Origin of the sequence: Dyella sp., assembly GCF_051954575.1 — a bacterium.
Lineage (GTDB): Bacteria > Pseudomonadota > Gammaproteobacteria > Xanthomonadales > Rhodanobacteraceae > Dyella_B.
In genome coordinates this window covers 1-14202 of record NZ_JBQCHP010000007.1, presented here as the reverse complement: position 1 = coordinate 14202, position 14202 = coordinate 1, and the positions used below count along the sequence as shown (strand labels likewise).

The window sequence follows — 14202 nt, the reverse complement described above, 5'->3', positions numbered from 1 at the left end:
GAAATCGTTGCAGAACGATTGCCGTGGCCATTTTTCCTCTCGAATACGATGGGAAAGCGCCCGCTGGTATGCGATAAAGGCCAGGCCGGGGAGGGGAACGATAGTATGAACACGCCCACTGCAACGCCGCTTGCGCAATGGCGGGATGCCGCGCGTGCGTGCCTGGAACGTGACGATCTGGAGCAGGCCGCGCAGCTGTTCAAGCGCGTGCTGGAAGAAGCGCCGGATGACGTGGAGGCCTTGCAGGTACTCGGCACGGCGCAATTGGTCGACGCCGACTTTTCCGCTGCCGCCCATACCCTGCGTCGTGCCTTGCGCGTGGCGCCGGGGTTGTTCGTGGTGCGCCTGCGCTTGGGCATCGCGCTGGAACGCCTGGGCCAGCCGCACGAGGCATTGACGGCGTATTTCGGCGCCTTGCGCACTGCGCAAGCCCAAGGGCGCTGGCTGAGCGACGACACTACCGCACCCGGCCTGCGCGAGGCGGTGAAGCACGCCATGCATTATGTCGATGCCGGGCGGCTGGCCTGGTTCCATCGCGTGCTGGAGCCTTTGCTGCAACGCTATGGCGCCAGCGAGATGCGACGGGTGCAGCATTGCCTGGACGGCTATCTGGGCGAGCGCGCCGTCGCCATGGCCGATCCGCGCCAGCGGCCGAAATTTCTGTACTTTCCGGACATCCCCAGTCGACCCTATTACCCGCGCGAACGCTTTCCCTGGCATGACGCGCTGGAAGCCGCCGCTGACGAGGTACGCGACGAACTGCGGGTCGTGCTGGCGCAGGAGCAAAACCTGGAAGCGTTTCTCGGCGCGGCGCCACCGGGCCAATCGCAGCAGGCGATGCTGCAATCCTCCGGGCCGCAACCTGCCGCCTGGGATGCGTATTTCTTCTATCGGCACGGCGAGCGCTATGATGAACACGCGGCGGCGTGCCCGCGCACCGCGGCGCTGCTGGACAGTCTGCCGCTCACGCACATCCGCGAGCACGCGCCGGAAACGCTGTTCTCCGTGCTCAGCCCCGGCACGCACATCCTGCCGCACACCGGCGTGACCAACGTGCGCCTGGTCACCCATCTGCCGTTGATCGTGCCGCCCGACTGCGCCTTGCGCGTGGGTGGCGAGACGCATGCGTGGCAGGAAGGGCGCTGCGTCACATTCGATGACACGTTCGAGCACGAGGCCTGGAATCGCAGTAGCGAAACGCGCGCGGTGTTGATTCTGGACAGTTGGAATCCGGATTTGACGGAAGCCGAACGCGAGGCGGTCAGCGCGTTGATCGAAGCGATTGGCGATTTCAACGCGGCAGCCGTGTAGGTTGGGGTGCAAACCCCAACATTCCGCTCCAACATGCATGGTGATGTTGGGGTTTGCACCCCAACCTACGAATCGGTGTAACCCAGGCGCTCCATCATCGGGCGCAGGATCGGCAACACTGGCTCGAACATCTCGCGGTACGCATGCCAGCGATGCACCGCGCGGCCGTGGATGCCTTGCGTCACCTGTGCATAGCTTGGCGTGCTGATGTAGCCCTTGCTGCGCGCGTGTTCGGCGAAGCGCGCCATCGGCGCAGCATCTTCGACATCGAGGAAATGGCCGAGCCTTTGCACGTGTTCGTCGAAACGGGTGACCACGGATTCGTAGCGCCATTCCAGCACGCGTGGTGCAAATATTTCTGCCTGATTGAACCAATGCTCGAATGCGCGCACATAGCTGCGCGCCAGGCGCTCCAGTGAACTGCACAGCACCATGAAGGCCGGCGAGCGGAACGGTTGCATGTAGCAGCTCAGCAACACGTCGCACGGGTGGCGCAGGCACAGGATGATGCGCGCTTCCGGAAACAGCCGCGCGATCATCGGCAGGCACAGCATGTTGAGCGGGTTTTTGTCGACCAGCCGTCGCGTTCCAAGGTTGGGAACGGTCTTGCGCACCATCGCCGCATACACCTCGCGCAACTGATCGGCTTCGATCTGGGTGAGCCCGGCAAGGGCAGCAGGATAGGGCTGCCCGGCGAAGTTCATGCGCTCGGTCAGTTCGTGGATAAAGGCGCGCTCGTCCATCGCGCAGAAATCGGGGTGCGCATCCAGCATCTGCTCCAGCAGCGTGGTGCCCGAACGCGGAAAGCCGACCACGAACACCGGGCTCTGGTCGGCGCGCGGCGATGCCAGGGGTTTCCAGCGATCGTGCTCGATGCGGCTGACGCAAAGATCGGCCATCGCCAGCGGCTCGCTATCGTGGGCCATCAGTTCGGGAACGATGGCGCGCGCCACGGTGAGTTGTGTGGCATGCGCGTGTTGCAGGGCCTTCCATGCGTCGCTGTGGCGCGCCTGCTTGTCGCGTGCGGCGGCCAAACCGAAGGCGGCTTGGATGCGCACTTCCGTATCGCCGGCAAGAGCAAGGATGCGTTCGTACAGCACTGCTGCGCGTTCCCGGTCGCCACGACGCGCGGCGACGGCGGCATGGGCCAGCCACGCGGCGCACGCCAGTTCCGGTTGCTGTGTCGATACATCGTCCAACGGCAGTTGCGCCAGCTCGCGTTCGGCTTGGTCGAGCCGGTTGCCGCGTTCATGCAGCAGGGCACGCATGGCAATGATGCGTCCACGCAGCGCTTGAGCCGTGTCGTCCTGGGGCAGCGCCGCCTGGTCCAGCGCGTGCAAGGCGGTTTCTTGCTGGCCTAACGTGGACAGCATGCTCGCCAGCATCAATGCCTGCTCCGCAGGTAGCGGCGGCCAGCTGGCGGCATTCTCCAGCATCGCTTCTTCGGCGAAATTGTCGCCGCATAGATGGCTGGCATGCGCGGCATACAGGCGCGCCTCGATGAAATCCGGCGCGAGCTGCACGGCCCCCAGCAGCGATTCGCGGGCGGCCGGCCAGTTCTTAAGTTGCAGATGGAGCAGGCCCAGATTGTAGTGCGCATCGGCGCTTTGCGGCGCGAGTGTCAAGGCCTGCTGCAAGGCTTGGGCGGCAGTTTCAACATCGCCGGATTCGCGCGCGACCAGGCCTAGGTTGTTCCAGTATTCGAAAGTGCGTGGCGCCAGTTGAGTGAGGCGCGTGAGCAGGGAGCGTGCTTCGTGCAACCTGTTGGCCGCACGCAACGCCAATGCGCGCAGCAGCAGCGTGGTTTCGGTTTCAGGCAGCGCTTCGCTCAAGGCGAGCACGCGGTCCATGTCGCCCTGATTGAAGGCGGTGAGCAGGGCGGCTTCTCGTTCGCGATCGGGAATGCTCAGGGGGTGTATCCGCGCTGTGCGTACTGCGTGGTGCATGGCTCCCTCCCCTGTGCAAGGGAGGGAGCGTCTTGCTTGCCTGGTTCCGCAATTAGAACTTCACCGTGGCCCTGGCCCAGTAGTAGCGGCCCAGCACGTCATAGGTCGACGTATCGACGTTGTAGTTCGGACCGTTCTGGTAGATCAGCGGCGGTACCTTGTCGGCGATGTTGTCCACGCCGAACTCGAAGCGTGTCTTGATCGCCGGCACGGTGTAGGCGATCTGTGCCGAGTGGTACAGGACTGATGCCACCGGTGCGGGCGCACCCGTAACGTAGTCGGCACTGAGGTTCGTCATGCGATGGATGTAGCGCGTCTGCCACTGCGCACTCCAGTTGCCCAGCGACCAGTTGAGCGTCAGCGTACCGCGCCAGCGGGGGATGCTGCCGAACTGTTGCGTGTATGTGCCGGCATAGTCGATCGTCTTCTGACCCGGCTGGCCTGGCGTGGCGTCGTTGTAGAACGAGCTCGTGTAGGTGGTGTTGAGCCCCACCTTGAAGTTGCCAGGGTTGAAGCTGCCCACATCGAAATGCGGGATGGCGTAGCTGGTGCTGAAATCGATGCCGCTGGTGCTCAGGTTGCCCAGGTTCACTACCGGCGTGCTCATGTAATAGATCGCACCGGCGAGTGCATTGCTGGTGGGGTAGCGGTGGATGAAGCTGCAATACGGGCTGCTGTCGTTGGCAAAGCAGGCGTTAAACACCGTCTGCGCGGCCAGCGGCGTCAGCATGTCGTGCAGGTTGATGCGCCACGCGTCCACGGTGGTGGAGAAACCCTCCAGCCAGCTTGGCGAGTACACCAATCCCAAGTCGAACGAATTGCCATGTTCGGGCTTCAGGTTGACGCCGGCAGGTTTGCCGCCTGAAGAATAGGAGGTGATCTGCGGGATAGGATTGCCCGCCCAATTCGGCGGCACGAACTGGCAGGCGTTAGGATGCGCCGCTAGCGTGGCGGCACTGAGGCCTACGCAGGGATCGTTGACCGTGGGCCCACCAATGGTGAGGCCATCGTCCAGCTCGTTGAGGTTGGGTGCGCGGAATACCTGGGTGGCGGTGGCACGTATCAACAGATCGGCGATCGGCTTGTATTCCAGCGCGATCTTCTTGTTGGTGGTGGTGCCGGAAGTGCTGTAGTCGGAGGCGCGGATGCCCACATCCAGGTTCAAGGAGTAAGCGCCGGGCTTTTCCGACAGCAGCGGGATCAGCGATTCGGCGTAAAGCTCCTTCACGTTGATGCTGCCGCGGCCGGGCGAGCCGCAGGCTTCGGCCAGCACGGCGCAGGTGGCGGTGCCCGGATTGAGAATCGCGTCCGGCGTCACCGTGTAGTTCATCGAGTTCCAGCGATACAACGCGCCGGTGGAAAGCTGGATCGCGCCTGCAGGCAGATCCCACAGTTCGCCAGAGGCGTTGAACTGCACCTGCTTCATCGTGTTGGTGAGCGTGTAGACCGGCGCATCCACGCCCTTGACCAATTGCGACGACACCGCAGGATCGGCCTGGTTGAAGATGTTGCCGCCGCCATTGATCACCGCTTGCAGGTCGGCGATGTTCACTTCGTTGTAGTTGGTCTGCTTGCGGTTCGAGTAGCCGTAGTTGAGGCTCGCGTCCCACAGCCAACTGGTCTGGCCGAAGTGGCCGCGCAGGCCGGTGTTGAGCTGGAAGTTATCGGTGTCGAAGGTGTGCAGGCGCGTGCCAAGGCCGGTGAGGCGCTCGCTTATCACGTAGCTGGTGCCGGTGTAGCCCGGAGGTGCGCCGAAGGTGACGCCGAACGGATTGATCGGATTGTTCGCCGCCACGTACCAGCCGTCGTTGGTGCTGGTGGGCGCCGGGGCGTCCTGGCCGGAGGAATTGGTGCGGTTGTAGAACACGTTGGCGAACGCGGTGAGGTTCGGCGTGATGTTGTAGTTGCCGAGCACGAAGAAGTTCACGCGCTTCTGCTCGGTCTGGATGTAGTTGTAGGCGTTGTAGTTGAAGGTGTCGTTGGAGCCGCCATAACAGCGGTAGTCGCCGAGGCTGCTGCCGTTGCCGCTGGCCAGGGTGACGTAAGCGTTGCCCGCAGCGTTCACATGGCAGCCGCCAGGTGTGAGCGCGGCCGGAACCAGGACGCGGCCGGTGGGAATGGTGCCCGAACCTTGCGGTACGGCGACGCCGCTGGACAGATACAACGCGCGCTGAGAGAAGCCGCGCCGCGGAGCCAGCGTCGGGGTGTACTTATTCCAGTCGATGCCCGCCACGATGTTGCCGGCCTCGCCGCTGGCGCCGGTGGTGAAGTTGAAGCCGCGCCGCTGGCTGTCGCCATGGCTGGAGATGCCGTCATTGATGCTGAATTCGGCGCCCTTGAAATCCTTGCGCAGATGCAGGTTCACCACGCCGCCGACCGCATCCGAACCATAAGCCGTGGATGCGCCTTCCGCCAACACGTCCACGCTCTGGATCATGTTCTGCGGAATCATGTTGAGATCCTGGTTGGCCATGCGCTGGCCATCCACCAGCACCAGGGTGCGGTTGGCGCCCATGCCGCGCAGCGATACGCGCGAAGCGCCGTCGCCCCCCTCCAGCGTGGGGCTGGCGCCGCCGCCGCCGTTGCTGTTGTTGGCGGGGTTGGTGGCGTAGCCGGAAACGCTGGGCAATTGTTGCAGCACGTTGCCCAGCGTCGGTGCGCCGTTGGCGGTGAGCGCGGTGCGGTCCAGTGTGATCACCGGGCTGGCGGTTTCGGTATCGACGCGGCGAATCAGCGAGCCGGTGACCGTGACGGCCTGCAGTGATTTGGCCTTCGACGCCTGCGGTTGTTCGTTGGCGTTTTGCGCGGTGCTCTGCGGCGCCGGATTGTTCTGTTGGGTGCTGGTGTCCTGGGCGTGGGCGATGGCGGCCGTTGAAGCGATGCCGACGGACAATGCCAGGCGGACTGCAATGGACAGGCGATTGTAATGGGCTTGCATGGTGACTCCCCGAATAGTGGCGATAGAGAGCACCGGCGCAACGGGGAAATGCCTGCCGTTTTTTCCCTCCATACGGCTAGACGCGCGAACGTCTGGACATCCCTCGCGATGTTGCCCCAGTGTTCTCCCGGTACAACTGTTTCAAAATTTTAACGAAGAGTAAAGGATGCCGTTCGTCATTTCCTGCGCCCAAAGCGGTGCAAATACGTGCAGGTTGGGGTGCAAACCCCAACATGTGATGCATAGGCACATGGAAACGTTGGGGTTTGCACCCCAACTACGGCCAGACGAAGGTCTCGCCGGTTAGATCAGGACTTGCTTAGGGCACGGCAGCGCGCTGCAACGCCTCGGCCACCACCGGTTCGATGGCTTCCGTCCACAATGCATATTGCGCGCCAGAGGGGTGCAATCCGTCCGAGGCAACCAGCCCCGCGTGCTCGCGCGAAATGCCGGTGATGTTCACGAACGGCGCGCCAGCTGCGCTCGCTTCGTCGTGCGCGATCGCATTGAAACCATCCAGCTCATGGGCGATCTGCCCGCGGTCGCGTCCGCTGGCATAGCCGAACGGCGTGACGCCCCAATCGGGAATGGACACCGCCACCACGCGTTCGGCGCGGTGGTCGGCCAAGGCCACGGCGCGCATCAGCAAGGCGCGGAACTGTTCGCGGTATTCCGCTGCCGGACGACCGCGATATTGATTGTTGACGCCGATCAGCAGCGTCACGAGATCGTAGCCGGGCGCGAATGCGGCCTGGTCCATGCCGACCGACAGTTCGTCGGTGGTCCAGCCGGTGACGGCGACGATCTGCGGATCGTCGATGGCGGTGCCCTGCTTGCGCAGCTTTTCCACCAGTTGCATCGGCCAACGCGCCTGGGCGGGCACGTCCTCGCCAATGGTGTAGGAGTCGCCCAGGGCGAGGTAGCGCAGCGGCATGGTCAGGCCGAAGCGACGGCGGCTCGCGGCGTTTCCTCGGCCGCCATGCGTTCCAGCACGCGCTCCATGCGCACGAACACTTCGCGCAATTGCGCCGGTTGCGGCAGCAGGGTGAGGCGCATGTGGCGGCTGTTGGGTACGTTGAAGCTGGTACCAGGCACGAGCAGCACGGATTCCTCTTCCAGCAGGCGCAAGGCAAAAGCGTTGTCGTCGAAATTGGCGATGCCGTCGCTGCGTACACGCGGGAAGGCGTAGATCGCACCTTCCGGAGCGACCACGTCCAGGAACCGGCTGGCGGCGACGCCATCGAGCACGGCTTGCCGCGCCTGATGCAGGCGGCCGCCGGGCGCGGTGAGCGCATGGATGGTCGGGGCATCCTGTAGCGCAGGAATCACCGCCCATTGCGCAGTCACGTTGGCGCACAAGCGCAAGGCCGCAAGCAATTGCAGCGCATCGCGGTATTCGTGCGTGCGCGCCGGATCGCCGGAAAGGCTGAGCCAGCCCACGCGATAACCGCAAGCGCGATGCACTTTGCTCAAGCCGCCGAAGCTGAGGCATGGCGTGTTGCCGGCGATTTCGGCCAGCGGCTGGAACGCGGCGCCGTCGTAGAGGATCTGGTCGTAGATTTCATCGCACAACAGCAGCAGGCGATGCCGCGCTGCGATCTCGACGATCTGCTCCAGCAAGGCGCGCGGATACACCGCGCCGGTGGGATTGTTCGGATTGACCAGCACCAGCGCGCGCGTGCGCGGGCTGATCAGGGCTTCCATTTCTTCCGGATCCGGCATGTGCCGGTTCTCGGCCAGGCAGCGGTAATAACGCGGCACGCCGCCGTTGAGGATGGTGGCGGCGCTCCACAGCGGGTAATCGGGGCTGGGCAGCAGCACTTCGTCGCCCGGTTGCAGCAGGGCGCGCAGGCTCAGGTCGATCAGTTCGCTGACGCCGTTGCCGATGAAGATGCGTTCCACCTGCACATGACGCGCGCCGCGGGCGCGCTGCTGGGCGGCGATGGCTTCGCGGGCTTCTTCCAGACCTTGTTCGTGACCGTAGGCTTCGCTTTCGTGCAGGTGCGCGGCGATCGCCTCGCGCAGATGGGCCGGCACGGAAAAACCATAGCGGGCCGGGTTGCCGATGTTGAGCTTGATGATCGGCGTGCCCGCCGCTTCCAGTTCGCGCGCACGGCGGGTCAGCGCACCACGGATTTCATAGCGCACTTCGGCCAGGTGCGCGCTGGGCTTGATCGGGAACAACGGTCTCTCGTCCTTTTCGGATGGAAAAAAAGCCGGCCTGCCGCCGGTTTTCACGATCCTAACAGCGAGTTAGGGCAACGTGGGGATGGAATAAGGCAAAAAACGGAAAAGCGTTTGCACTTCATGGCATATGGCTTTCTGGCTCCGGGCCTTTCCCGGCGCCCGGCGAAGATGGGCATAATCCGCCCCATGAGCGAGACCCAGACCATCGAACGGCTCCGCCACATCGGCTGGCGGGGCCAGGTCTTGCCTGAGGAAGGGCGACGCATTGCCCGCGTGGTGGCGCAGCATCGGGCCGGCTACGAATTGCACGATGGGGAACAGGTCTTCGGCGCCCAGCCGGCGGGCCATTTCCTCAAGCGCGGACTGGACCCGGCCGAGCGCCCGGCGGTGGGCGATTTCGTCGAGATCGAAGCGGGCAAGCCGCCGCATATCGTGCTGGTACAGCCGCGCCGTACCGTGCTGTCGCGCGCGGCGGCCGGCGAGCGCTACGAGCGGCAGGTGATCGCCACCAATATCGACTATGTGCTGGTGCTGACCGGCCTGGACGGCGATTTCAATCCGGCCCGCATCGAGCGCTATCTGTCGCTGGTGGAAGGGTCCGGGGCGCAGCCGGTGGTTGTGCTCAGCAAGCCGGACCGTACCGATGGCGCTGACATCCGCATGGCCGAACTCAAGGCGCGCCTGCCGGAGGGCACGCCGATCCACGCCGTCAACGGCAAGGACCCGGCCAGCGCCGCGGTGCTGGCGGGCTACCTCAAACCGGGGGATAGCGCGGTGCTGGTGGGTTCTTCCGGCGCCGGCAAATCCACCCTCACCAATACCCTGCTGGGCAGCCAGCACATGGCCATCGGCGATGTGCGCAGTCATGACAGCCGCGGCCGCCATACCACCACCTATCGCGCCCTGCTGCAGTTGCCCAGCGGCGGTTGCCTGATCGATACCCCAGGCATGCGCGAGCTCAAGCTCACCGGCGAGGAAAACCTCGACCTGTTCGCCGATATCGAAGTACTGGCCGAAAACTGCCGCTTCGCCGACTGCGGCCACGGCAGCGAACCGGGCTGCGCGGTGCAGGAGGCGCTGCACGACGGCGAACTGACGCCCGAGCGCTGGCGCAATTACCTGAAGCTGCGCGACGAACGCGAAGAACAGGCCACCATGCTCGAATCGCGCCTGCGCCGCCAGCGTGGCGGGCGGCCGGCCAGCAAGCCGCATCCGCATGGTCCGCGCGGTTCGCGCGAGAAGGAAGGGTGGTGAGTACGTCTGCCGAGAAGGTGATTCCTGCTGGTCTGGAAGCCTATGCCGCGCTCGACAAGCGGCTGCTGGCGGCAGTGAAAGGCATCAACATTCTTTCGACAGTGAGCTGGCCGGCCTCGCTGGAAGACCGCATGATCGAGGCTTACGGCAAAGGGCAATACACCTTGCCGGAAGTGAGCTACAAAAAGCCGGACCACTCCGAGGTGCGCGAGGAACTGGCCGCGATCGAGCGCGAAGCCGGCGATGGCGATCCGATGCGCGACTACCTGCGCCGCACCGCCGAATCCTGGCGCATCGCCGCCGAAATGCTCGAAGCGGTCGGCACCGAAGGCGTGACTGCGCCGTCCATCCAGTTGTACGGACGCCCGGGCGATGCGATCCCCGGCAGCCATTACAGCAATCTCGATGCGGCCCATTATTTCGCGGAGTTGTCCGACGAGCTGGGCGCGGACCTGGCCGATAGCGACATCCTCACCAATATTTCGTCCGAAGTGCTACGCAAAGACCTGTCCAAGGAACTGGATGGTTTCTTCGGCCAAGGCGTGATCGCGGTGGAAGTGGATCCGGATCTCACCGCCAAGGCGGCGGCCGGCGCCACGCGCATCCGCTTGCGCGGCGGCACGCGCTTCAGCCAGTACGATCGCCACCAATTGCTCAATCACGAAGCTTTCGTGCACTCGCTCACCGCCTTGAACGGACGCGAGCAGCCGGTGCTGGCTTCGCTGGCACGCACTTCGCCGCGGGTTACCGCCACGCAGGAGGGGCTGGCGGTGTTTGCCGAGCTGATGTCCGGCGCGATCGACATCGCCCGGCTCAAGCGCATCAGCCTGCGCATCCTGGCGCTGGACATGGCGCTCAACGGTGCGGATTTCGTCGAGGTGTACCGCTTCTTCAACCGTTGCGGGCAATCGGTGGCCGATAGTTTTCATTCCACGCAGCGCGTGTTCCGCGGCGTGCCGCTGACCGGCGGCTTCGCCTTCGCGAAGGACAACGTCTATCTGTCCGGCCTGCTCGACGTGCATACCTTTTTTCGTTGGGCGCTGAAGGAAAGGCGCATGGACCTTTTGCGTTATCTGTTCGCCGGCAAGCTGACGCTGGGCGACGTGATCAGCCTGGAGCCTTACTTCCAATCCGGCGCATTGGCGTCACCGCGCTGGCTGCCGCCGTGGATGCAGCACGTGCATGGCCTGGCGGGCAAGCTGGCGTTTTCGCTGTTCATCAATCGCGTGCGCATGTCGAAGGTGGAAGCGGGCACGCTGTCGGCGGGTGTGTAACCTGCATGACAGCGATTCCTGCGAGGGTGGGCATCCATCTTCGCTTTTTACATCGGGTCAAAATGGGTTGACCAGGTTCGCTGTTGTAAAGCGCCTCCGCTTCTGCGGGAATGACCAAGGGTTACGTCAACTCCGCATCGGGCTGGTTGACGAAGATCAGCACGCCCAGGATCGCCATGTAGAACCTGAACGCGGCATCCTGCCCGTTCCAGGTTTTCGACTGCCACATGGCGAACCATTCCCCGCCCACTACCATGAAACCGAAGAACCACACCAGGAAGCCGACCACGCATCCTGCGATGACCAGGCCTTTGGCCGCATGGAAGCTTGCAGCGTCCTTGCGGCGAGCTCGCCACAGTGCGTAGGTGCCACCCAGCAGCAAAAGGCAGGTAATGCCTTCGCCGGCAATGATCAGCCCGTAGCCCGCGCGCCATAGCGCCGGCCGGGTGATGGCGCGATCCATCAGCGCATTGCCCTGAAAAGTCGTATCCATCGACAACACGTGCTGCACGAACAGCAAGTTGGAACCGTAGTCGACGATGTTGTCGTACGTCACGATGAAGGCGAACGCCGCCAGCACGAGCGGCAGAAGGATCTTGGCGAGGCGATTGATCATGATAAGCCTGGGCTGGCCGGAAGCGTGATGTATAGCATGCGATGGGCATGGCCTTGACATGCCGCCGACCGTGCCATGACGCGGCGCAAGCTTGCGATAAGCATGAACCCGGTACTCTTCACGGCATCCCACGCTGCGGATTAATACGAAAGTAGTAATCGCGCCCATCACGCATCGTGGGTAGCCTGTACCTTCGTGTTGCGAAGAACCGTAGGAAAGCAGGCGGGTGCTACCATGCGCGGCATGCCGTCAGGCTGCACTCTTTTCCCATCCTCATTCGTCCCAAGTACTCTCATGGCTCATTCCGACGACTTCCGCCAAGCCGCCCTCGAGTATCACCGCCTGCCGCGTCCCGGCAAGATCAAGGTCACGCCCACCACGCCGCTGGTGACGCAGCGCGATCTGTCGCTGGCCTACTCGCCCGGCGTTGCGTATGCCTGTGAGGCGATCGTCGCCAATCCGCAGAACGCCAGCCAGTACACCGCGCGTGCGAACCTGGTGGCGGTGATCACCAATGGCACCGCGGTGCTGGGCCTGGGCGACATCGGGCCGCTCGCCGGCAAGCCGGTGATGGAAGGCAAAGGTGTGCTGTTCCAGAAATTCGCCGGCATCGACGTGTTCGACATCGAGCTCAACGAGCGCGATCCGGACAAGCTGGTGGACATCATCGCCGCGATGGAGCCCACCTTCGGCGGTATCAACCTGGAAGACATCAAGGCGCCGGAATGCTTCATCGTCGAGCGCAAACTGCGTGAAAGGATGAAGATTCCGGTCTTCCACGACGATCAGCATGGCACCGCCATCATCGTCGGCGCGGCGGTGAGCAACGCGCTGAAGGTCGTCGGCAAGAACATCGAAGACGTGAAGGTCGCCACCACCGGCGTCGGCGCAGCAGGCATCGCCTGCCTGGACATGCTTGTCGCGCTGGGCGTGAAGCCCGAACACATCCTGGCGTTCGATCGCGAGGGCGTGCTGTATACCGGGCGCGACCAGATGGACCCGGACAAGCAGCGCTATGCGCGCGACACCAAGGCACGCACGCTGGCGGAAATCGTGGAAGGCGCCGACGTCTTCCTGGGTCTCTCCGCAGGCGGCATCCTGAAGCCGGAGATGGTCGCCACCATGGCCAAGCAGCCGATCATCCTGGCGCTGGCCAATCCGAATCCGGAAATCCTGCCGGAAGATGCCAAGCGGGTGCGTCCGGATTGCATCATTGCCACCGGTCGTTCGGACTACCCGAACCAGGTCAACAATGCGGTGTGCTTCCCGTACATCTTCCGCGGCGCGCTGGACGTGGGCGCGACCGGCAACAATGAAGCGATGAAGCTCGCGTGCGTGCGCGCGATCGCCGCGCTGGCGCAGATGGAAGCGGGCGATCTCGCCGGCGCCTACGGCGGCGACGCCCCCACTTTCGGCGCCGAATATCTCATTCCGCGTCCGTTCGATCCGCGCCTGCTGGTGATGCTGGCGCCCGCCGTGGCGCAGGCCGCGATGGATTCGGGCATCGCCACGCGGCCGATCGAGGACATGGAAGCCTATATCGAGAAGCTCAGCCAGTTCATTTACCGCACCGGCCTGATCATGAAGCCGGTCTACGATCGCGCGCGCAGCGACCGCAAGCGCGTGGTCTACGCCGAAGGCGAAGAAGAAACCGTACTGCGCGCCATCCAGACGGTGGTGGACGAAAAACTGGCCTACCCGATCCTGATCGGCCGTCCGGACGTGATCCAGACGCGCATCGAGCGCCTGGGCCTGCGCCTGCGCCCGGGTGTGGATTTCGAACTCACCAACATCAACGACGACCCGCGTTTCAACGAATACTGGCAGCAATATCACGCCATCACCGAGCGCCGCGGCGTGACGCCGGCTGCGGCGAAGAACCTGATGCGTTCGCGCCCTACGCTGATCGCCTCGATGATGGTCAAGCGCGGCGAAGCCGATGCACTGATCTGCGGCCTGGTCGGTCGTTACCACAAGAAGCTGGGCTACGTGCGCAGTGTGTTCGGGCTCGATCCGGGCGTGCAGTGCACCTCCGCAATGACGGCGGTGATCAACGACAAGGGCACCTGGTTCTTCCTCGACACACACGTGCAATGCGATCCCACCGCCGAACAGATCGCCGCGGCCACGCTGCAGGCGAGCTATCGCATGAAGCTGTTCGGCGTGGAGCCAAAGGTGGCGTTGCTGTCGCACTCCAACTATGGCAGCCACGAGAACGCCAGCGCGGCGAAGATGCGCGAAGTGTGGAAGATCCTGCGCACCCGCGCGCCGCAACTGGAAATGGACGGCGAAATGCAGGGCGACACCGCATGGGATGAAGAACTGCGCCGGCGCGTGTTCCCTAACACCACCTTGAGCGGTCGCGCCAACCTGTTCGTGATGCCCAATCTCGACTCGGCCAACATCGCCTACAACATGGTGCGCGTGATGACCGACGGCGTTGCGGTCGGCCCGATCCTGATGGGCGTGGACAAGCCGGCGCACATCCTCACCCCTTCGTCCTCGGTGCGCCGCGTTGTGAACATGACGGCGATCGCAGTGGTGGACGCGCAGATCCGCGCATCGCAAGGCGGGTAACCGTAGGTTGGGGTGGGCACCCCCACCACGGGGTTGCCGGGGGGGGGGTGTTTGGGGGTTGGGCCCACCCAAACGGGGCCTTGGGGGCCTGCCGCGGCC

Annotated in this window: 9 protein-coding genes; 4 read left to right on the top strand and 5 right to left on the bottom strand. The window is 64.0% G+C overall.

Features of this window, described 5'->3' with window-relative positions:
- Positions 1–105: 105 nt before the first annotated feature.
- A complete protein-coding gene (locus ACTHNE_RS00880; protein ID WP_324947757.1) occupies positions 106–1311 on the top strand; it encodes an aspartyl/asparaginyl beta-hydroxylase domain-containing protein in 1206 nt (401 codons plus the stop codon).
- 65 nt (positions 1312–1376) lie between these two features.
- On the opposite strand, the gene ACTHNE_RS00875 is transcribed toward ACTHNE_RS00880, so the two are convergent.
- The 4 genes from ACTHNE_RS00875 to ACTHNE_RS00860 form a co-directional block, all read right to left on the bottom strand.
- Positions 1377–3257: a tetratricopeptide repeat-containing sulfotransferase family protein gene (locus tag ACTHNE_RS00875; RefSeq protein WP_440268331.1), complete on the bottom strand. Its 1881-nt coding sequence runs from the start codon at positions 3255–3257 to the stop codon at positions 1377–1379.
- A gap of 52 nt (positions 3258–3309) precedes the next feature.
- Entirely contained in the window at positions 3310–6195 is a 2886-nt protein-coding gene (locus ACTHNE_RS00870) for a TonB-dependent receptor plug domain-containing protein (RefSeq protein WP_324942228.1), read from the bottom strand.
- A gap of 319 nt (positions 6196–6514) precedes the next feature.
- Positions 6515–7129, bottom strand: coding sequence for an SGNH/GDSL hydrolase family protein (locus ACTHNE_RS00865; RefSeq protein ID WP_440268330.1), 615 nt, complete (start codon positions 7127–7129; stop codon positions 6515–6517).
- 2 nt (positions 7130–7131) lie between these two features.
- On the bottom strand, positions 7132–8379 hold the full coding sequence (locus ACTHNE_RS00860) for an aminotransferase class I/II-fold pyridoxal phosphate-dependent enzyme (RefSeq protein WP_440268329.1): 1248 nt from the start codon (positions 8377–8379) through the stop codon (positions 7132–7134).
- Between the two features lie 189 nt (positions 8380–8568).
- On the opposite strand from ACTHNE_RS00860, the gene rsgA reads away from it, so the two are divergent.
- Together rsgA and ACTHNE_RS00850 are read left to right on the top strand one after the other, a co-directional pair.
- Positions 8569–9636, top strand: coding sequence for a ribosome small subunit-dependent GTPase A (gene rsgA / locus ACTHNE_RS00855; RefSeq protein ID WP_324946615.1), 1068 nt, complete (start codon positions 8569–8571; stop codon positions 9634–9636).
- Entirely contained in the window at positions 9633–10910 is a 1278-nt protein-coding gene (locus ACTHNE_RS00850) for a flavohemoglobin expression-modulating QEGLA motif protein (protein ID WP_440268328.1), read from the top strand. Before rsgA ends, ACTHNE_RS00850 begins: the two co-directional genes overlap by 4 nt.
- A 121-nt stretch (positions 10911–11031) precedes the next feature.
- On the opposite strand, the gene ACTHNE_RS00845 is transcribed toward ACTHNE_RS00850, so the two are convergent.
- Positions 11032–11526, bottom strand: coding sequence for a DUF2165 family protein (locus ACTHNE_RS00845; protein ID WP_440268327.1), 495 nt, complete (start codon positions 11524–11526; stop codon positions 11032–11034).
- A gap of 294 nt (positions 11527–11820) precedes the next feature.
- Between ACTHNE_RS00845 and ACTHNE_RS00840 the strand changes: the two genes are divergently transcribed.
- Positions 11821–14103 carry an NADP-dependent malic enzyme gene (locus ACTHNE_RS00840; protein WP_440268326.1) on the top strand — a complete coding sequence of 761 codons (2283 nt, stop codon included), beginning with the start codon at positions 11821–11823 and terminating at the stop codon, positions 14101–14103.
- Positions 14104–14202 lie beyond the last annotated feature (99 nt).

Coding starts and splice junctions, on each gene's coding strand:
- rsgA (WP_324946615.1), top strand. CDS start 8,569: ATGAGCGAGACCCAGACCATCGAACGGCTCCGCCACATCGGCTGGCGG.
- ACTHNE_RS00865 (WP_440268330.1), bottom strand. CDS start 7,129: ATGCCGCTGCGCTACCTCGCCCTGGGCGACTCCTACACCATTGGCGAG.
- ACTHNE_RS00840 (WP_440268326.1), top strand. CDS start 11,821: ATGGCTCATTCCGACGACTTCCGCCAAGCCGCCCTCGAGTATCACCGC.
- ACTHNE_RS00845 (WP_440268327.1), bottom strand. CDS start 11,526: ATGATCAATCGCCTCGCCAAGATCCTTCTGCCGCTCGTGCTGGCGGCG.
- ACTHNE_RS00875 (WP_440268331.1), bottom strand. CDS start 3,257: ATGCACCACGCAGTACGCACAGCGCGGATACACCCCCTGAGCATTCCC.
- ACTHNE_RS00870 (WP_324942228.1), bottom strand. CDS start 6,195: ATGCAAGCCCATTACAATCGCCTGTCCATTGCAGTCCGCCTGGCATTG.
- ACTHNE_RS00880 (WP_324947757.1), top strand. CDS start 106: ATGAACACGCCCACTGCAACGCCGCTTGCGCAATGGCGGGATGCCGCG.